Origin of the sequence: Streptomyces sp. NEAU-YJ-81 (assembly GCF_017592595.1) — a bacterium.
GTDB lineage: Bacteria > Actinomycetota > Actinomycetes > Streptomycetales > Streptomycetaceae > Streptomyces > Streptomyces hygroscopicus_B.
In genome coordinates this window covers 1-22,988 of record NZ_JAGFNO010000067.1, presented here as the reverse complement: position 1 = coordinate 22,988, position 22,988 = coordinate 1, and the positions used below count along the sequence as shown (strand labels likewise).

Here is a 22,988-nt window from a genome sequence, read left to right as displayed (position 1 = left end):
CCACACCGCAGCGAACACGGGATACGCCTCATACAACCCACGCCCCATCCCCAACCGCTGCGACCCCTGACCCGCAAACACCACACCCAACCCACCACCAACAGGACCCCCCACAACCACCGAACCCAACCCACCCAACAACTCATCACGACCCGCACCCACCACCACCGCACGATGCGACAACGCAGAACGAGCAGCCACCAACGACCACCCCACATCCGCGAGACCCAACCCAGGATCGCCCGCCACAAACCCCCGCAACCGCTCCGCCTGCGCCCGCACCGCCGCCTCACCCACACCCGAAACCACCCACGGCACAGCAGGCAGCCCAACTCCCTCGTCCCGAGGTCCCTCCGCCACCACAGGCGCCTGCTCCACGATCACATGGGCATTCGTCCCGCTCACTCCGAACGACGACACACCCACCCGACGCGGCCGATCCACATCCGGCCACACCACCTGCTCGGTCAGCAGCTCCACCGCACCAGCCGACCAATCCACATGGGTAGACGGCTCGTCCAGGTGCAGGGTCCGGGGCAGCACGCCGTGGCGCATCGCCATCACCATCTTGATCACACCAGCCACACCCGCCGCCGCCTGCGTATGGCCGATGTTCGACTTCACCGAACCCAGCAGCAACGGCCGCTCCGGATCCCGATCCTGACCGTAAGTGGCCAACAGCGCCTGCGCCTCGATCGGATCACCCAACGCCGTGCCCGTGCCGTGCGCCTCGACCGCGTCGATATCCGACGCCGAAAGTCCGGCGCTCGCCAGCGCCTGCCGAATCACCCGCTGCTGCGACGGACCATTCGGCGCCGTCAACCCATTCGACGCACCATCCTGATTCACCGCCGAACCCCGCACCACAGCCAGCACCGGATGCCCATTGCGCTCAGCATCAGACAACCGCTCCACCAACAACAGCCCCACACCCTCGGACCAACCCGTCCCATCCGCACCAGCGGCAAAGGACTTGCACCGGCCATCGGCAGCCAGCCCACGCTGTCGCGAGAACTCCACGAAAGCGGTGGGGGTCGCCATCACCGTGACACCGCCCGCAAGCGCCAGCGAGCACTCACCGTTCCGCAGCGCCTGCACCGCCAGATGCAACGCCACCAGCGACGACGAACACGCCGTATCCACCGTCACCGCCGGACCCTCAAGCCCGAGCGTGTACGACACCCGACCCGAAATGACGCTGCCCGAACTGCCGGTGAGGAAGTAGCCTTCCGATGCGTCGGCGGCGCCATAGCCCTGCGGGGAGGCTCCCACGAACACGCCCGTCCGACTGCCCCGGACCGAGTCGACCGGGACACCCGCCCGTTCGAACGCCTCCCATGCCGCGTGCAGCAGCAGCCGCTGCTGCGGATCCATTGCCAGCGCCTCACGCGGCGAGATCCCGAAGAGGCCCGGATCGAACTCGCCCGCATCGTGAACGAACCCACCGACACGCGCATACGACGTGCCCGACTCCCCCGCAGTCGCGTCGAAGAGGCCGGTCAGATCCCACCCACGGTCCGCCGGGAAGGCCGTTATGGCGTCGCCGTCGGAATCGACCAGCCGCCACAGGTCCTCGGGAGACTCGACATCCACGGGGAAGCGGCAGCTCATGCCGACAATGACGATGGGGTCTTGGTCATCCGGTGCGACCACCGGCATCGGCGGCACACTCTCCCGCGGCGCGCCGAGCAATTCCACGTTCAGATATTCGGCGAGGGCCACGGGAGTCGGATAGTCGAAGATCATGGTGGCCGGCGGTCGGATGCCGGTGGCTGTGGCAACCCGATCGCGCAGCTCCACCGCGGTCAACGAGTCGAAGCCGATCTCCTGGAACGTCCTGCCGGGGTCGATGGCCTCAGGGCCCGGGTGCCCCAGCACCGCCGCGGCGGAGACGCGCACCAGCTCGACAGCCGCGCGCATACGCTCGCCCTCGGACATGGTGTGGAGGCCGGCCGCGAATTCGCCCGCTCCAGTCCGCAATTCGGCGGTGTCGGCTATCAGCTCGCTCAGCAGTGGACTCGGACGCAGGGCCGTGAACCTCGCCCCGAACCGCTCCCAGTCCACATCCGCCACCACGATCGCCGTCTCGCCATCACACAACGCCCGCCGCAACGCCACCACCGCCGCACCCGGCGCCATCCCCGACACACCACGCTCAACCAGGAACTCCTCACCCCCAACAGCCATACCACCCCCATCCCACATACCCCACGCCACCGAAGTCGCCACCAACCCAACACCACGACGCCGCCACGCCAACCCATCCAAAAACGCATTCGCCGCCGCATACGCCGGCTGACGACCACTCCCCCACACCCCCGCCACCGACGAAAACAGAACAAAAGCGTCCAAGGACATGTGGCGCGTCAGCTCATCCAGGTGGATGGCTCCCATGACCTTCGGCCGCATCCCGACCTCAAGGTCCTCGGCGGTAAGGGCGCTCAACGGGCCCCAGCTTGGTACTCCCGCAGCATGGACGACCACGCGAAGATCCGGGATTGTTCCGAGCAGCTCCGCAACCGCGTCCCGATCGGCCACGTCACACGCCACGATCCGGGCCGACACGCCCATGGCCGATAGTTCGGCGACCAGTTCCCCGGCTCCGGGAGCGTCCGAGCCTCGCCGACTCGTCAGCACGATCTCCGCGACGCCGGTACCTGCGAGCCATCGGGCGACATGACTCCCCAGGGCCCCCGTTCCACCGGTGATCAGCGCGGTCCCCGACGATTCCCAAGCAGCGGACTGCCCCCGACCCGACGTCGTCACACGGCTCAGACGACTGCCGAAGACGTCGTTGCCACGGATCGCTGTGTGATCCTCGCGCGTGGCGCCTGAAAGCACCGAGCACAACAGACCGGAGGTCCGCTCATCCCATGAGGCGGGCAGGTCGACCAGCCCGCCCCAACGCTCCGGGTGCTCCAGACCGATAACACGCCCCAGCCCCCAGACCGCCGACGCATACGGATCCACCACATCCCCGTCCGCCACGGAGACCGCCCCCCGGGTGACACACCACAACGGCGCATCGATCCCAGCCACCCCGAGGGCCTGCACCAGCGACACCGTCGCCTCGACCGACAGCAGCGACACCACACCCGCGACCGGGCCCGCGTCCAGCTCCTCGACCGTGACAACGCGCACCTCGGCGCCGGCGGCCCGAAGCGCGGCGACAACGTCCGTCTCCGCTCCGTCGGGCTCGATGACCACCAACCACAGCCCAGAGAGTTGCGAAGAGGGACGCACAACCGGGGTCCAGGTCACCCGATACCGCCATGCGTCGACCACCGACTGTTCCTGCTGCGCCCGCCGCCACGACGCCAATGCAGGCAACGCGGCACTCAACGACTGCTCAGCATCGACCCCCAGAGCCTCCGCATCACCACGCTCGACCGCATCCCAGAACGCCACGTCAACGGCGCTGGTCGCGGGCTGGACCGCCGCCGACTCCAGCCAGAACCGCTCACGCTGGAACGCATACGTCGGCAAATCAACACGCCGAGCACCGGGGAACACCGCCGCCCAATCGATCTGGACGCCCCGCACATACAGCCCACCCAGAGCGGCCATCGCGGTAAGGGGCTCCGGACGATCCGGACGCAGTACGGCCAGTCCATCGCCACCGGCCAGAGCGGACAGCGTGCCATCGGGACCCAGCTCCAGGAAGGAACCGACACCCAGCCCACGGAGTGTGCCGAGCCCATCGGCAAAGCGCACGGTCTCCCGCACATGACGCACCCAATACTCCGGCGAACACAACTCATCACCCGCCACCACACCCGACACATTCGACACCACCGGCACACTCGGAGCCCGGAACTCCACCCCCCGCAACACCTCACCAAACTCCGCCAACATCCCATCCATACGCGACGAATGAAACGCATGACTCACCCGCAACCACCGCGTCCGCACCCCCCGACCAGCCAACACACCCGCGATCTCAGCAACCTCGTCCTTATCCCCCGAGATCACCACCGACTCGGGACCATTCACCGCCGCAACCGCCACGCCTCCGGTCAGCAGCGGCCGCACCTCACCCTCCGACGCCGCCACCGAAACCATCGCCCCACCCGACGGCAACGCCTGCATCAAACGACCCCGAGCAGCCACCACCCGCGCCGCATCCTCCAACGACCACACACCCGCCACACACGCAGCAGCCAACTCACCAATCGAATGACCCAACAGGTAATCCGGCTTCACACCCCACGAGACCATCAGCCGATACAACGACACCTCAAGCGCAAACAAACCCGCCTGCGTATACGCCGTCTCCCCAATCAACTCAGCCTCATCACACCACACCACCTCACCCAAAGGCCGGTCCAAATACCGGTCCAGCTCCGCACACACCTCATCCCACACCGCAGCGAACACGGGATACGCCTCATACAACCCACGCCCCATCCCCAACCGCTGCGACCCCTGACCCGCAAACACCACACCCAACCCACCACCCACCGGAACACCCACAACCACCGAACCCAACCCACCCAACAACTCATCACGACCCGCACCCACCACCACCGCACGATGCGACAACGCAGAACGAGCAGCCACCAACGACCACCCCACATCCGCGAGATCCAACCCAGGATCGCCCGCCACAAACCCACGCAACCGCTCCACCTGCGCCCGCACCGCCGCCTCACCCACACCCGAAACCACCCACGGCACAGCAGGCAGCCCAACTCCCTCGTCCCGAGGTCCCTCCGCCACCACAGGCGCCTGCTCCACAATCACATGGGCATTCGTCCCACTCACCCCGAACGCCGACACACCCGCCCGACGCGGCCGTTCCGCATCCGGCCACGTCACCTGCTCAGTCAGCAACTCCACCCCACCGACCGACCAATCCACATGCGGCGACGGCTCATCCACATGCAACGTCCGCGGCAACACCCCATACCGCAACGCCATCACCATCTTGATCACACCAGCCACACCAGCCGCCGCCTGCGTATGACCGATATTCGACTTCACCGACCCCAACCACAACGGCCGACCCGGATCCCGATCCTGGCCATACGTGGCCAACAGCGCCTGCGCCTCGATCGGATCACCCAACGCCGTACCCGTACCGTGCGCCTCCACTGCATCCACATCCACCGCCGACAAACGAGCATTCGCCAACGCCTGCCGAATCACCCGCTGCTGCGACGGACCATTCGGCGCCGTCAACCCATTCGACGCACCATCCTGATTCACCGCCGAACCCCGCACCACCGCCAACACCCGATGCCCAAGACGCTCAGCATCGGACAACCGCTCCACCACCAGCATCCCGACGCCCTCGCCCCAGCCGGTGCCGTCCGCCGCCGCCGCGAACGCCTTGCACCGCCCATCGACGGCCAGGCCGCGCTGACGGGAGAACTGGACAAAGGTGCCCGGTGTCGCCATCACCGTGACACCGCCCGCAAGCGCCAGCGAGCACTCACCGTTCCGCAGCGCCTGCACCGCCAAATGCAACGCCACCAGCGACGACGAACACGCCGTATCCACCGTCACCGCCGGACCCTCAAGCCCCAGCGTGTACGACACCCGGCCGGACGCGACGCTCGCCGCGCTGCCGATTCCGACATATCCCTCAAGCTCGTCCGGAACAGCCGAAAGCCGCGAGACATAGTCGGAAGACATCAGTCCGGCGAACACCCCGGTCCGGCTGCCCTTCAGGGAGTCGGTCGGAATACCCGCCCGCTCCAGAGCCTCCCATGACGCCTCCAGCAGCAGCCGCTGCTGCGGATCCATCGCCAGCGCCTCACGCGGCGAGATACCGAACAGGCCGGGGTCGAAGTGGCCGGCGTCAGGGAGAAACGCACCCTCTCGGGCGTACGACCGGCCCGCGCGATCCGGATCCGGGTCGTACAGGCCGTCCAGATCCCAGCCGCGGTCGGTGGGAAAACCGGAGACCGCGTCCACCGCCGACTCCGTCAGCCGCCACAAGTCTTCCGGCGAGCTGACTCCTCCCGGAAAACGACAGCTCATGCCAACGATCGCGATCGGCTCGCGGCTCTTGGCCTCGACATCCGCCAGGCGCTGACGCGTCTGGCGCAGATCGGCGGTGAGCTTCTTGAGGTACTCGAGTACCTTTTCGTCGTTCGACATCCCCGTGCCAGTCCCCTCGATCCCCGGTCGGACGTTCTCGCTGCTCATGACCCATCGAGTTCCTGGTCGATGATTCCGAACATGTCGTCGAGCGAGGCCGATTCCAGGTCTCCCTCAACGTTGCTCGACCGCTCCGAACGGTGCAGGTCAGCCCACATCGAAACGATGGTCTCCATCCGCGAGGACAACTGCTCGCGCATGGTGTCGTCCTCCGCCATCACCGAAATCATGGCGGCGACCTTGTCCAGCTCCCTGAGCCGGGCCGCGACCGGGTCGGCGGTCTCCGGCGCAATCTCGGCGAGCACATGCTCCGCCAGCGCCGCCGGGGTCGGATAGTCGAAGATCGCGGTCGCGGCCAGCCTGATTCCGGTGGTGGCACCCAGCCGGTTGCGCAGTTCCACCGCGGTCAGGGAGTCGAAGCCGATCTCCTGGAAGGTCCGCGCCGGATCGATCGCCGACGCGTCCGGGTGCCGCAGCACCGCGGCGACCTGCCCGCGTAGCAACTCCAGTACGGTCTGGCTCCGTTCCGCGTCCGCCATCTCGGCCAGGCTCTGCCGCAGGGCCACCCCACCATCACCGGCCTCGGCGGCCCGGCGCGGTGGAGTCGGTGCCAGCGCGCTCAGCACGGGCGGCACCGTACCGGTGGCCACCACCGCCCGCAGGTGCAGCGGAGTGGCCACGAGGGTGGCTTCGCCGCTCCGGCACGCGGCGTCGAACAGCTCGAGACCACGCTCGTCGGACAGGGGAACGGCGCCCGTACGGGTCATTCGGGCCACGTCCTCCTCCGACAGGTGTGCGGTCAGGCCACTGCGCTGCTGCCACAGACCCCACGCCACCGACACCGCGGCGAGCCCCTGGGCCCGCCGGTGGGCGGCCAGCGCATCGAGGAAGGCGTTGGCCGCGGCGTAGTTGCCCTGCCCGGCGCTGCCCAGCACTCCGGTGGCGGAGGAGAACAGCACGAACGCGTCCAGGTCCAGCCGACGTGTCAGCTCGTGCAGGTGCCAGGCCGCGTTCGCCTTCGGCCGTAGGACGGTGTCCACGCGTTCGGCGGTCATCGAGCCGATGACACCGTCGTCCAGCACCCCGGCGGTGTGAACGACGGCACGCAACGCCGGAATGGTGGCAAGCAGCGCGGTCAGCTGGGCACGATCGGCCACATCACAGGCGGCGATGCGGATCCGGGCGCCGAGCGCCTCCAGTTCGGCGGCCAGGTCCGCGGCGCCGGCCGCGGTGGCACCGCCGCGGCTGGCCAACACCAGGTCACTCGCGCCATGGGAGGTCACCAGGTGGCGTGCGACCAGACCGCCGAGGGTCCCGGTCCCGCCGGTGATCAGTACGGTGCCGGTGTCCCAGGCGGGGGCCTTCCCGTCCGGTACGGGTGCCTTGACCAGCCTGGGCACCAGTACCGTCCCGGTCCGGATGGCCGCTTCGGGTTCCCCTGTCGCGAGCACCGCGGGCAGCACCCCAAGGTCCGAATCGTCGTGGTCGATCACGACGAGCCGGTCGGGGTTCTCCTGCTGCGCGGTGCGCAGGAGCCCTCGTACGGAGGCTGCCGCCAGATCCTCCACGTCGTCTCCGGTGGATGTGGCCACCGCGCGGCGGGTGAGCACCACCAGGCGGGTATCGGTGAATCGCGCGTCCCCGAGCCAATCCCGCACCACCTCCAGCACCCGACGCAGGGCGGACGAGATCGCTTCCGGGGCCGGACCGTCATCCGTCTCGGGCAGACACGGCAGGACCAGCACATCCGGCACCTGGCCGACGGCGGCGAGGTCCCGATGGCGTTGTGGCGACGCACCGGCCGCGGTCAGCGCGGCGGTCAGCCGCGGCTCGTCGTGGCCGCCCAGCAGTGCCCAGGACAGCGCCTGCGAGCCGACGGCCTCCGTGGGGAGGGGAAGCTCCTTCCAGTCCAGCCGGAACAGCGCATCACTCCGGCTGCCACCAGCCACTTCGAGCAGCCGGCTCTCCGCCACCGGACGCATCGCCAGCGCGTCGATGGACAGCACGGGAGCCCCGGTGGTGTCCGCCATCCGAATGGTCACCGTATCCGGACCCGCCGGGCTGATCGCCACCCGGAGGGTGGTCGCACCCACCGCGTGCAGGGTCACCCCGCTCCAGGAGAAGGGGAGATGGGCCTGACCCGGCTCGCTCACAAAGGCGCCCAGGCCGATGCCCTGCAGGGCCGCGTCCAGCAGCGCGGGATGCACTCCGCATCGGGCGGCGTCGCCCGCTATCTGCTCGGGCAACGCGACGTCCAGGAACACCTCGCTGTCATGGATCCATGCCGCCCGCAGACCGTGGAAGGCGGGGCCGTACTGGTAGCCCCGCTCGGCCATCGCCGAGTACAGCTCGGTGAAGTCGACCGGCTGGGCACCGGCTGGTGGCCAGGCCGACAGGTTCGCGGGCGGATCGCCATGCTCGCCCGCGCGCAGCGTGCCGCCTGCGTGGCGTATCCAGTCGCCCTCACGACGGGAGAACACCGTGAGGGGCCGGTTTCCGAGGTGGTCCGGGCCTCCGACCGACACCTGAAGCTGCACGGTTTCCTGGTCGGGCACGACGAGCGGCTCGTGCAGCGTCAGCTCTTCCAGTGTGTCGCAGCCGAACCGCGCCCCCGCCTGGAGCGCGAGCTCCACGAACGCGGTGCCCGGAAGAAGCACCATGCCCAGGACGGCGTGGTCGGCCAGCCACGGCTGCCCGGCCAGCGACAGCGCACCGGTCAGCACACAGCCGTCCGCTTCCGGGAGCGGCACCGCCGCGCCCAGCAGCGGATGGTCAACGGCTCCCAGGCCCAATCCGGATGCGTCGCCGGTGCGTGTGGATGGCGTCAGCCAGAACCGCTCACGCTGGAAGGCATACGTGGGCAAGTCGACGCGCCGAGCACCAGTGCCGGCGAAGACCGTCTGCCAGTTCACCTCGGCACCGCCGACGGACACCTCGGCCAGTGACGTCAGGAACCGATCCACGCCTCCCTCGTCACGGCGGAGGGAACCGGCGGCCACGATGGGGTTGCCCATCGCGTCGGCGGTGTCCTGGATGCCGATGGTCAGCACCGGGTGCGGGCTGGCCTCGACGAACACCGTGTGACCCTGGCGTATGAGGGTCTCAACGGTGCCCTGGAACTCCACGGTCTCGCGCAGATTCCGGTACCAGTACCCGGCATCCAGCTCCGCCGTGTCCATCAGCCGCCCGGTCACCGTCGAATAGAACGGCACCTCCCCGCCACGCGGCTCCACACCCGCCAGCGCCTCCGCCAACTCCCCCCGGATCTCCTCCACCTGCACCGAATGCGACGCGTAATCCACCGGAATCCGCTTGGCCTCCGGAAACTCCGCCAGCACCGCATCCAGCACCTCAACCGCCCCCGACACCACCGTCGACGCCGGACCATTCACCGCCGCCACCGACAACCCCGGACGATCCCGCAGCCGGTCAGCAGGCACCGGGACGGACACCATCCCACCCCGACCCGACAGAGCCAGCAACGCCTTACTCCGCAGCACCACCACCCGCGCCCCATCCGCCAAGGACAGACCACCCGCCACACACGCCGCCGCGATCTCACCCTGCGAATGACCCACCACTGCCGACGGCACCACACCGTACGAACGCCACAACTCCGCCAGCGACACCATCACCGCCCACAACACCGGCTGCACCACATCCACCCGACCCAACGCCGCCTCATCGCCCAGCACATCGAACAGCGACCACTCAGCGAACGGGGCCAACGCATCAGCACATTCACGCATCCGCCCCGCGAACACCGGCGAGGACTCCATCAACTCCAACGCCATCCCGACCCACTGCGACCCCTGCCCCGGGAAGACGAACACCACCGAGCGCCCGGGCTGGGCAGCGCCGCCCGTGTCGATGGCGTCGAGCTCGCGCAGCAGTTCCGCGTGGTCCGCGCCCACGATGACGGCCCGGTGTGACAGGGCCGCGCGGGTCGCGACCAGGGACCATCCCACATCCACGGGGTCGAGCTCGGGGTTCTGCCGCACGAAGGATGACAACCGCTGGGCCTGCGCCCGTAGCCCGGCCGCCCCAGCGCCCGACAGCACCCATGGCACCACGGGCAGCCCCGCCCGGCCGGTGTCCGGCTCACCGCTCTCGTCCAGCTCCGGTGCCTGTTCGAGAATCACATGGGCGTTGGTGCCGCTCACTCCGAACGCGGACACCCCGGCGCGGCGTGGGCGGCCCTGGTCGGGCCACATGGTCTGCTCGGTCAGCAGCTCGATGGCCCCGGCGTTCCAGTCGACGTGCGGGGATGGCTCATCGACGTGCAGGGTTCGTGGCAGCAGACCGTTGCGCAGGGCCAGAACCATCTTGATGAGTCCGGCGGCACCCGCGGCTGCCTGAGTGTGTCCGATGTTGGACTTCACCGAGCCCAGCAGCAACGGCCGCTCCGGATCCCGGTCCTGACCATAGGTGGCCAATAGAGCCTGCGCCTCAATCGGATCACCCAGCGTCGTCCCCGTCCCATGCGCCTCCACCGCATCCACATCCGCCGCCGACAAACGGGCATCCGCCAGCGCCTGCCGGATCACCCGCTGCTGCGACGGACCATTCGGTGCCGTCAGGCCGTTCGAGGCCCCGTCCTGGTTGACCGCGGAACCCCGCACCACCGCCAGCACCCGGTGGCCGTTCCGCTCGGCATCGGACAGCCGCTCCAGGACGAGCACCCCGGCGCCTTCGGCGAACCCGGTGCCGTCGGCGGCTGCGGCGAATGCCTTGCACCGCCCGTTCGGTGCGAGTCCGCGCTGGCGGGAGAACTCGACCAGCAGGTCCGGTGTCGTCATCACGGCCACACCACCCGCCAGCGCCAGTGTGCTTTCGCCACGGCGCAGGGATTCGCAGGCCCAGTGCACGCTGACCAGCGAGGAGGAGCACGCGGTGTCCACGGTGACGGCGGGGCCCTCGAGGCCGAGGGTGTAGGCCACCCGGCCGGAGATCACGGAGGTGGAGTTCCCGGTGAGCAGGTACCCCTCGGAGCCGTCCGGAGTGGCGGCCTGGCCCGCGCCGTACGTCGTCGAAGCGGCGCCCGCGAACACCCCGGTGCGGGTGCCCTTCAGGGCGAGGGGATCGATACCGGCGCGTTCGAAGGCTTCCCAGCACGCCTCGAGCCACAGCCGTTGCTGGGGATCGGCGGCCAGCGCCTCTCGGGGGGAGATGGTGAAGAATCCCGCGTCGAAGTCCGCCGCGTTCTCAAGGAAGCCGCCGGTCCTGGCGTAGGTCGTGCCGGGCCGGCTCCGGTCCTGGTCGTAGAGCGCGTCAAGGTCCCAGCCGCGGTCGGTCGGGAGCTCCGATATCGCGTCCGCGCCGCTCTCCAGCAGCCGCCACAGCGACTCCGGGGAGTCCACACCGCCCGGGAGCCGACAGCTCATGCCGACGATGGCGATCGGTTCGTCGGCCGGGTGCGCCATCGCAGGTGCCGGTACGGACACCGCCACATCAGTGGAGCCGAACAGCTCGGTGTCGAGATGGCGGGCGAGCGCGGCCGGAGTGGGATGGTCGAATATCAGGGTGGCCTGCAACCGTCGCCCGGTCGCCGTGCGCAGCCTGTTGCGCAGTTCCACGGCGGAGAGCGAGTCGAAGCCGAGTTCCTTGAACGGCCGCTGCGGGGTCACCGATTCCGGACCGCCGTGGCCGAGCACGGCCGCCGCCTGCCGGCGGACCAGGTCGAGCAGAGCGCCGAGGCGTTCGTCCTCCGCCAGCCCGGCGAGACCGTCGTACCCACCGTTGTCCACCGCGTCGGCCGGGCCCGGAAGGGCGCGGGCGAGCGGAGCGCGGGCGAGGCCGCGCAGCAGAGCGGGCACCGGCTCGGCGGCCGGTGAGGACGGTTCGTACCGCATCGGCACCAATAGGGTGTCGCCGGTCGCCCGGGCGGCGTCGAAGAGGGCCAGCCCCTCATCGGTGGACAGCGGCCGGACGCCGGACCGGGCGAGCCGGTCGGTGGTCAGGTGTTCGGTCAGCCCGCTGCGCTGCTCCCAGAAGCCCCAGGCCAGAGAGGTCGCGGGCAGTCCCTGTGCCCGGCGGTGTGCGGCCAGCGCGTCCAGGAAGGCGTTGGCCGCCGCGTAATTGCCCTGTCCCGGGCCGCCGAGCACTCCGGCCGCCGAGGAGAACAACACGAACTCGGCCAGGTCCCGGTCCCGGGTCAATTCGTGCAGATGCCATGCGGCGTCCGCCTTGGGGCGCAGCACCGTCCGCAGCCGCTCCGGGGTGAGCGACCCGATCACGGCGTCGTCGAGGACGCCGGCCGTGTGCACCACGCCCCGCAGATTCGGCAGCGAGTCGACCAACGCGGCGGTGGCGTCCCGGTCCGACACATCGCATGCGGCCACGCGTACGCGCGCTCCTGCGGCCTCCAGGTCGGCGACCAGCTCCGCCACGTCCGAAGCGGTGTTGCCGCGACGGCCGGCCAGCACCAGCTCCGTCACTCCGTGCTCGCGCACCAGATGGCGAGCCACCAGCCCACCCAGAGTCCCGGTGCCGCCGGTGATCAGTACGGTGCCGCCGGAGAGCGGTCGCGGGATGGTGAGGGCCAGCTTGCCGATGTGCCGCGCCTGGGAGAGATGGCGGAAGGCGTCATCCGCCTGACGTACGTCCTGGATCCGCAGCGGCAGCGGGGTGAACACGCCCTGTTGGAACAGGGAGAGCAGTTCGGTGAGTAGTCGGTGGATCCGGTCGGGGCCGGCGTCGAGCAGTTCAAAGGCCCGGTACGCCACGCCGTGGCGCGCCAGCACCTGCTCGGCGTCCCGGAGATCGGTCCTGCCCATCTCGATCAGCCGCCCGCCGGGGCGCAGCAGTCCGAGTGAGGAGTCGAGGAGTTCGCCGGTCAGCGAGTTGAGTACGACATCCACCCCGTCCGGTGCGCCCGAGCGGAAGCGTTCCGCGAACTCCGTCGAGCGGGAGGACGCGATCCGCTGCGGGGCGACACCGCATTCGCGCACCGCATCCCATTTGGCCGGGCTGGCGGTGGCGAACACCTCGGCGCCCAGCCAGTGGGCCACCTGCACTGCCGCCATCCCGACGCCACCGGCTGCCGCGTGCACCAGCACCGACTCGCCGCTCCGCACATCGGCCAGGTCGACCAACGCGTACATCGCGGTGAGGAAGGCGATCGGGGTGGCGGCGGCCCGCGGGAAGGACCAGTCGGCCGGGATCGGGGCCACCAGCCGGTGATCGGTGATCGCCACCGGCCCGAAGGCTCCGGAGAACAGACCCATCACCCGGTCTCCGGGTGCCATTCCGGCTACTCCGGAGCCGATCTCCAGCACCGTTCCGGCGCCTTCGCTGCCCAGCAGACCGGCCTTGTCCGGGTACATCCCCAAGGCCAGGAGGACGTCACGGAAGTTGACCCCGGCCGCGTGCATGGCCACCCGGACCTCGCCTGCGGCCAGTGGCCTGGACACCTCCGCGCAGGGCGCGAGGACCAGCTGCTCCAAAGTGCCCTCGCCGTCGGCCTCCAGCCGCCAGGTGTCCGTTTCCGCCGGGATCGGCAACGTCGGCGGGGTGGCCCGTACCAGCCTGGGTACCAGCGCCTTCCCGGCCCGGATGGCCACCTGCGGTTCGTCGGTGGTGAGTAATGCCGGGAGCGCGGACCATGTGGACGGATCCTCGTCCGCCGTGTCCACGAGCACGAAGCGGCCGGGGTTCTCGGTCTGTGCGGTGCGTATGAGGCCCCAGACCGCGGCAGCGGCGAGGCTCTCCGGATTCTCACCGGCCATGGTCGCGACCGCGCCCCGCGTCACCACGACGAGGCGGGCGTCCCCGTACCGGTCGTCCGCCAGCCACGCCTGCGCGACCTCGAGGACGTGGCTGCTGAGCGCGTACACGTCCTCCGGGCTCTCCTCAGCGGGGGAAAGCCTGAACACCACCGCCCTGGCTTGGGGCTGGACCGCCGCCGGGTCGGCCAGTTGGGCCGCGGACTCGATGGCGGGGAAGTCCTCTTCAGCCGAGCCGTCGGGCGAGCCGGGCAGGGCGAGCTCGGTCCAGTCCACTCGGAACAGCGAATCGTCGTGGGCATCGCCCAGCCCGCCCTCGGACACCGGACGCAGGACCAGAGACTCCGCCGACAGCACCGGTGCCCCCGTGCCGTCCATGACCAGGAGCGAGATGGCGTCCGGGCCGGCCGGTGACAGCGCGACCCGCAAAGTGCCGGCACCGACGGCGTGCAGGGTGACACCGGTCCAGGCGAACGGAAGGTGCGGTCGGCCTGGTTCGGTCACGAACGCGCCCAGTCCGGCGCCGTGCAGGGCGGCGTCCAGCAGGGCGGGATGGACGCCGAAGCGGCCCGCGTCGCGCGCGGCCGTCTCGTCCAAGGCCACCTCGGCGAACACCTCGTCGCCGCGCCGCCATGCGGTGTGCAGTCCCTGGAAGACGGGCCCGTACGCGTAACCGCGGGTGCTCATCTCGGCGTAGACATCGGTGAGGTCGACCCGTGTGGCGCCCTCCGGCGGCCACGCCATCCGGGCCACGGTAACCGTGTCGTCGCCGGGGCTGACGCTGCCGGTGGCGTGCCGTACCCAGGCCCGGTCCCGACCCGGCCTGGAGTACACCGTGACCGACCGGCGACCGCTCCCGTCCGGTCCGCCGACCGCCACCTGGATCTGTACGTCTCCGTGCGCGGGCAGCACGAGCGGCGCCTGCAGAGTCAGCTCGTCCAGCGTGCGGCAGTCCACGTGCAGCCCCGCTTGCACGGCCAGCTCTACGAATCCGGTGCCGGGCAGCAACACCTTGCCCAGCACGGCGTGATCGCGCAGCCAGGGGTGGGTGGCCGTGGAGAGCGAGCCGGTCAGCACACAGCCGCCGGATTCGGGCAGTGGCAACACCGCGCTCACCAAGGGGTGATCGAGACCGACAAGGCCCGCGCCTCCGACATCGGTCGCGCCGCGCACCGGATCCAGCCAGAACCACTCATGCTGGAACGCATAGGTCGGGAGATCGACCCTCCGCGCCCCGGCCTCGGCGAACAGCGGCTGCCAGTCCACCGGCACACCCTCGGTGAACAGCCGGCCGACGGTGCTGAGGAAGGAGACCAGGCCGCCGTCATCGCGGCGCAGCGATCCGGTGGTGATGATGAGGGTGTCGGTGGCGTCGGCGGTGTCCTGGACGCCGATCGTCAGCACGGGGTGTGGGCTGGCCTCGACGAACACCGTGTGCCCGAGCTCCAGCAGTCCCTCGATCGTGGACTGGAACTCCACGGTCTCGCGCAGATTCCGATACCAGTACCCGGCATCCAACTCCGCCGTGTCCATCAGCCGCCCGGTCACCGTCGAATAGAACGGAACCTGTCCGCCGCGCGGCTCCACACCCGCCAGCGCCTCGGCCAGCTCTCCCTGGATCTCCTCCACCTGTGGGGAGTGCGAGGCGTAGTCCACCGGAATCCGCTTGGCCTCCGGGAACTCCGCGAGCACCGCATCCAGCACCTCAACCGACCCCGACACCACCGTCGACGCCGGACCATTCACCGCCGCCACCGACAACCCCGGACGGTCCCGCAGCCGGTCAGCAGGCACCGGGACGGACACCATCCCGCCCTGGCCCGACAGGGCCAGCAGCGCCTTGCTCCGCAAGGCCACCACCCGCGCCCCGTCCGCCAAGGACAGACCACCCGCCACACACGCCGCCGCGATCTCGCCCTGTGAATGACCCACCACCGCCGACGGCACCACACCGTACGAACGCCACAACTCGGCCAGCGACACCATCACCGCCCACAACACCGGCTGCACCACATCGACACGGCCCAGCGCTCGTTCATCCGCCAGCACATCGAACAGCGACCACTCAGCGAACGGGGCCAACGCATCCGCGCACTCGCCCATCCGTCGCGCGAACACCGGCGAGGACTCCATCAGCTCCAACGCCATCCCGACCCACTGCGACCCCTGACCCGGGAAGACGAACACCACTCCGGAGTGCGTTCGGGCCTCGCCGATGGTGGCGCTGCCACTGGCCACGGCCGCCAGCTCACGGAGGAGGTCATCGCGGTCAGCGCCGACGACCACGGCACGGTGTGGCAAAGCGGCGCGGGTGGACGCCAGCGACCAGCCGACATCCACCGGGCTCAGGTCCGGCCGGTCGCCGACAAAGGCCATGAGGCGCTCGGCCTGTGCGCGGACACCGGCTTCGCTCGCACCCGACACCACCCACGGGACGACCCCAGAGTCCTCGCGTTCCGGCGAGACCTCGGGCTCGGCGACCGGCTCGGGGGCCTGCTCCAAAATCACATGCGCGTTCGTGCCGCTCACTCCAAAGGCGGACACTCCGGCGCGGCGGGGCCGTGCGGTCTCCGGCCATGCCGTCCGCGCGCTGAGGAGTTCCACCGCGCCGGTGGACCAGTCCACATGGGGTGTGGGCTCATCGATGTGGAGGCTCTGCGGCAGCACACCGTGGCGCATCGCCATCACCATCTTGATCACACCGGCCACACCCGCCGCCGCCTGCGTATGACCGATGTTCGACTTGATCGAACCGAGCAGCACCGGCCGCTCCGGATCCCGGTCCTGACCGTAAGTGGCCAACAGGGCCTGCGCCTCGATCGGATCACCCAGCGTCGTCCCCGTACCGTGTGCCTCCACCGCATCCACATCCACCGTGGACAAACGGGCGTTCGCCAGCGCCTGCCGGATCACCCGCTGCTGCGACGGACCATTCGGCGCCGTCAACCCATTCGACGCACCATCCTGATTCACCGCCGAACCCCGCACCACCGCAAGGATCGGATGCCCATGGCGCTCGGCATCGGACAGCCGCTCCACCACGAGCATTCCGGCACCCTCACCCCAGCCGGTGCCGTCCGCCCCCGCCGCGAACGCCTTGCAGCGTCCATCGGCCGCCAGTGCGCGCTGGCGGGAGAATTCCACGAAGATACCGGCGGTCGTCATGACGCTCGCGCCACCCGCCAGTGCCAGCGAGCACTCGCCGGACCGCAGGGCCCGTACCGCCAGGTGCAAGGCCACCAGCGACGACGAACACGCCGTATCCACGGTCAGTGCGGGGCCTTCGAGACCGAGGACGTAGGAGACCCGGCCGGACATGACCGATGCCGAGTTGCCCGTACCCACCCGGCCCTCGAAGTCGCCCGTCTCGTCGGCCTTCAACAGGGCCGCGTAGTCCTGGCCGTTCGTGCCCGTGAACACGCCGGTCTCGCTGCCCCGCAGCGTCGTGGGGTCGATGCCGGCCCGTTCCAGCGCTTCCCACGACACCTCGAGCAGCAGGCGCTGCTGCGGGTCCATCGCCACCGCTTCACGCGGGGAGATCCCGAAGAATCCGGCGTCGAACTCACCGGCTCCGGCGACGAACGCGGCCGCTCGGGTGGAGGAGGTGCCTCGGTGGTCGGGGTCCGGGTGGAACAGGTTCGCGGTGTCCCAGCCCCGGTTCTCGGGAAACGGGCCGATGGCGTCGGAGCCGTCGGCGAGCAGGCGCCACAGATCCTCGGGAGACCTGACGTCTCCCGGGAAGCGGCAGCTCATCCCCACGATCGCGATGGGCTCGTCGTTCACCGCGCCGATCGCCTGGACCGGGACGGCCGGGGCCGAGCGGTCCTGGCCACCGTGCAGCAGTTCGCCGCGGAGGTACTCCGCCATCGCCAGCGGGGTGGGCTGGTCATACGTCAGAGTGGCCGGCAGCCGAAGGCCGGTGGCCCGGTTGAGCCGGTTGCGCAGTTCGACCGCGGTGACCGAGTCGAAGCCGCTCTCCTGGAAGGCCCGGCCGGGGTCGATCGCGTCCGGGCCGGTATGCCCGAGCACGACCGCGACATGGCGCCGGACCAGATCCAGCACCGCGCGATCCCGGTCGGCGTCGGCCATACCGGCGATCCGCTCCGCGAATTCCGAGCGCTCGTGGCCCGGTTCGGCGCTCTCCTGACCGACTCCGGCGTCGATCAGCGCCCGCACCTCGGGGAGTTCGAACAGCAGCGGGCTGGGGCGGGTCGCGGTGAAGGCCACATAGTGCCGGTCCCAGTCGATCTCGGCGACCGTGACGACGGTGTCGTCCTGCTCGACGGCGCGTGCCATGGCCGCGACCGCCATCTCCGGCGCCATCTCCGGTACGCCGTGGCGGCGGGCCACCTCGCCCACCCCGCCCTCGCCCATGCCGTCACCGGCCCACAGACCCCAGGCGATGGAGGTGGCGACCAGGCCCTCGGCCCGGCGCTGCTCGGCCAGCGTGTCCACGAAGACGTGGCCGGGTGCGTAGTTGCCCTGTCCGGGTGCGCCCAGTGTGCCCGACAGCGAGGAGAAGAGGACGAAGGCGGACAGGTCCATGTCCCGGGTCAGTTCGTGCAGATGCACCGCGCCGTCGGTCTTGACGCGCAGCACTCGTTGCAGTTGCTCGGTGGTGAGCGAGTTCAGGGTGCCGTCATCGAGCACCGCCGCGGTGTGCACCACCGCGGTCAGCGGCCCGACCTCGGCCAGCAACGCGGCCAGGGCTTCCCGGTCCCCGACGTCACACGCCGCCACCGTCACCCGGGCACCGAGCGCCTCCAGCTCTCCGGCCAGCCGTTCGGCGCCCGGCGCGGCCATGCCCCGGCGACTGGTCAGCACCACATGTTCGGCACCCCGGTCGGCCAGCCACCGGGCGACATGGCCACCCAACGCTCCGGTGCCGCCGGTGACCAGTACCGTGCCGCGAGGCTGCCAGGCCCCGCCGCGCTCGTGGGTCGGCGCATGCGCCAGCCTCCGGCCGAAGAGCCCACTCGGGCGGATCGCCACCTGATCCTCGCCCGAGGTACCGGTCAGCACACCGGCCAGATAGTCCTGGGTACGCGGGTCCACGCCCTCCGGCAAGTCGATCAAACCGCCCCAGCGCAACGGCTGTTCCAGGGCGATCACCTTGCCGAGGCCCCAGGTCAGGGCCTGCTTTCGGCGGACGGCCAGGTCGGCTTCGCCACCGCCTTCGCCACCGGTCTCAGCATCGCTATTGGCACCGCTTTTGGCACCGCTTTTGGCATCGCCACCGACGCCGTCGCCGTCGCGGTCGCCGAGCGAGACGCCACGCTGGGTGAGGCACCACATCGGCGCTTCCAGACCGGCGTCTCCGAGCGCCTGCGAAAGCAACAGCGTCATCGCGTATCCCTGGGGGACGGAGGGGTACGCGGGGTGCGGGCTTTCGTCCAGCGCGGTCAGCGACACCACACCGCTGATCCGGGGGGTGTCGGCCAGGACGGCGCCCAGCCGGTCGGCCAGCGTGGCACGGTCCAGTTCGGGCTCGCCGAGAACAACGATGAGGGGCTCGGCACCGTGCCGGATCAGCGCACCGGTCACCCCCGCGACCCACTCGTGCTCGGCCTCCGCATGGGAGACCACGACCAGCCAGGTGCCGGCCGGCGACGTGGCGAGCGCGGTGAGCGGCTTCCAGCGGATCTTGTACCGCCATGAGTCGATGGTGGAGACGTCACGGCGTTCGCGCCGCCACTGGGACAGGGCGGGCACCACTTCGCGCAGCGACTGCCCGTCGACGCGCAGCGCCCCGGCGAGCGACTCGAGGTCCTCACGCTCGACGGTGTCCCAGAAGTCCGTGTCGACCGTGCCGGTGGAGGGCTCGGGCGGCGTGGCGTCCAGCCAGTAGCGCTCCCGCTGGAAGGCGTATGTCGGCAGGTCCACCCGGCGGGCGGCGGGGAACAGCGGCAGCCAGTCGACCTCGACGCCATGTGCGTACGCCTCGGCCAACGCGCTGAGGAAGCGGACGAGGCCACCGTCGTCCCGGCGCAGTGAGGCCAGTACGAGTCCGCCGCTCGCGCCCGCGTCGTCGAGCGTTGCGCGCAGGCCCGTGGTCAGGACCGGGTGGGGGCTGATTTCGATGAAGGTGTGGTGGCCGCCCTCCAGCGCCGCACGGGTGACCTGCTCAAGCTCCACTGTCTCGCGCAGATTGCGATACCAGTAGTCCGCGTCCAGTTGCGCGGTGTCGATGGGCCGTCCGGTCACCGTGGAGTGGAAGGGGGTCGTTCCGGTGCGCGGCTCGATGGACGCCAAGGCCGTCAGCAGTTCATCACGGATCCCGTCGATCTGGGGCGAGTGGGAGGCGTAGTCCACCGGGATCCGCTTGGCCTCCGGGAACTCCGCGAGCACCGCGTCCAGCGCCTCATTCGCCCCGGACACCACCGTCGTCGCCGGGCCGTTCACCGCCGCCACCGACAGCCCCGGGCGGTCCCGCAACTGGTCGGCGGACATCGGGACGGACACCATTCCGCCCTGGCCCGACAAGGCAAGCAGCGCCTTGCTGCGCAGCACCACCACCCGCGCCCCGTCCGCCAAGGACAGACCACCCGCCACACACGCCGCCGCGATCTCGCCCTGTGAGTGACCCACCACCGCCGACGGCACCACACCGTACGAACGCCACAACTCGGCCAGGGACACCATCACCGCCCACAACACCGGCTGCACCACATCGACCCGAGCCAGCGCCCGTTCATCCGCCAGCACATCCGACAGCGACCACTCCACCAACGGAGCCAGCACATCGGCACACTCGCCCATCCGCCGCGCGAACACCGGCGAGGACTCCATCAGCTCCAACGCCATCCCGGCCCACTGCGACCCCTGCCCCGGGAAGACGAACACCACCGAGCGTCGCGGCTCGGCCGCATCCGCTGCCTCCACCACGCCCGGTGCCGGTTCGTCCTGGGCCAGGGCCGTCAGCCCGGCCAGCAGTGCGGTGTGATCGCCGCCGAGCACGACCGCCCGATGTTCCAGCATCGCGCGGCTGGTGAACAGCGAGAAGCCGATGTCCGCCACGCTCCCGTCAGGGTGGCTCATCAGGTGTGCGCGCAGCCGTTCCGCCTGTGCGCGAACGGCGCGCCGGTCCCGGCCCGAGATGATCCACGGGACCGTCGCGCCTGGTTCGGCGTCGTCGGGCCGCTCCACGGGCGTCGGCATCGGCGCCTGCTCGATAATCAGGTGTGCGTTCGTTCCGCTGATGCCGAATGACGACACTCCGGCGCGGCGGGGCCGTCCGGCCTCCGGCCACGCCGTCTGCTCGCCCAGGAGCCGCACCGCGCCGGTGGACCAGTCCACATGGGGTGTGGGCTCATCGATGTGGAGGCTCTGCGGCAGCACACCGTGGCGCATCGCCATCACCATCTTGATCACACCGGCCACACCCGCCGCCGCCTGCGTATGACCGATGTTCGACTTGATCGAACCCAGCAACAGGGGCCGATCCGACGCCCGATCCTGACCGTACGTGGCCAACAACGCCTGCGCCTCGATCGGATCACCCAGCGTCGTCCCCGTACCATGCGCCTCCACCGCATCCACATCCCGAGCAGTAAGCCCGGCGCTGGCCAACGCCTGGCGGATCACCCGTTGCTGCGACGGACCATTCGGCGCCGTCAATCCATTCGACGCACCATCCTGATTCACCGCCGAACCCCGCACCACAGCCAGGATGGGGTGCCCGTTGCGCCGCGCGTCCGACAGCCGCTCCACCAGCAGCATGCCGATGCCCTCTGCGAAGCCGGTGCCGTCCGCCGCTCCCGCGAACGCCTTGCAGGTGCCGTCCGGTGCGAGCCCGCGCTGGCGGGAGAATTCCACGAAGACGGTGGGGGTGGACATCACCGTCACGCCACCTGCCAGCGCGAGCGAGCATTCACCTAGGCGCAGCGCCTGTATGGCGAGGTGCAGTGCCACCAGCGACGACGAGCAGGCCGTGTCCACGGTGACCGCCGGGCCCTCGAGTCCGAAGGTGTAGGCCACGCGGCCCGAGGCGACGCCGGCCGCCGCACCCGTGCCCAGATATCCCTCGACACCGTCGGGAGTGGTCGACAGGCGGGTGAGGTAGTCGTGGTGCATCACGCCGGTGAACACACCGATCCGCTCGCCCTTGACGGAGGTGGCGGGGATACCCGCGCGCTCGAACACCTCCCATGATGTCTCCAGGAGCAGCCGCTGCTGCGGGTCCATGGCCGCGGCCTCGCGCGGCGAGATCCCGAAGAACCCGGCGTCGAACTCGGCCGCGTCGTAGACGAATCCACCACTGCGGGCATACGACGTACCGGGACGATCCGGATCCGGATCGTAGAGACCGTCCAGGTCCCAGCCGCGGTCGGTCGGCAGGACCGATATCGCGTCGCCGCCCGAGCGCACCAGGTCCCACAGCGCTTCCGGTGACGTGATCCCGCCGGGATAGCGGCAGCTCATTCCGACGATCACGATCGGATCATCGGCGACGAGGGAGCCCCCGGCCGGTGTCACGACGGCGCCGCTGTCCGTGCCGAGGACTTCGGCCAGCAGGTGCTCGGCGAGCGCACGCGGTGTCGGATAGTCGAACACGGCGGTGGCGGGCAGCCGTACGCCGGTGGCCGCGCTGATCCGGTTGCGCAGTTCCACCGCGGTCAGCGAGTCGAAGCCGATTTCCTGGAAGGTCCGCGCGGTGTCGACCGATTCCGTGGACGCGTGGCGCAGCACCGCCGCGATGTGATTGCGCACGAGGTCGAGTACGGCCTGATCCCACTCGGCGCGGTCCACGGCGGCCAGCCGGTGTCCGAGCGCGGAGGCCGAGTCAGGGGCGTCGACTGCCTGGGCAGCGCGCCGGATCCGGGGGCGGACCAGGTCGCGCAGGACGGCGGGCAGGTTGTCGGCGCCCGCCCATGCCTGCGGGTCCAGCGGTGCGGCCAGCACCATCGCCTCATCGGCGGCGAGCGCTGCGTCGAACAGTTCCAGTGCCTGAGAGGTGGGCATCGGCACCGCGTGGGAGCGCGCCAGATCGTCGACCGACAGGTGCTCGGTCTGCTCGCTGCGTTCTTCCCAGAACCCCCACGCGATCGATACCCCCGGCAGCCCCTGCGCCCGCCGATGAACAGCCAACGCATCCAGGAACCCATTCGCCGCCGCATAACTCCCCTGACCCGCATTCCCCAACACACCCGCCGCCGACGA

2 protein-coding genes are annotated in these 22,988 nt (G+C 70.0%); both read right to left on the bottom strand.

Translation table 11 applies throughout. The annotated features are described in order from the left end of the window. Positions 1-6,153 (bottom strand): type I polyketide synthase (locus J5X86_RS48825; RefSeq protein ID WP_374229502.1); only part of this gene is annotated, 6,153 nt, incomplete at its 3' end. Beyond that, a partial coding sequence (locus J5X86_RS51735) for a type I polyketide synthase (protein WP_279595805.1) occupies positions 6,150-22,988 on the bottom strand: 16,839 nt, incomplete at its 5' end. The genes J5X86_RS48825 and J5X86_RS51735, both read right to left, overlap by 4 nt.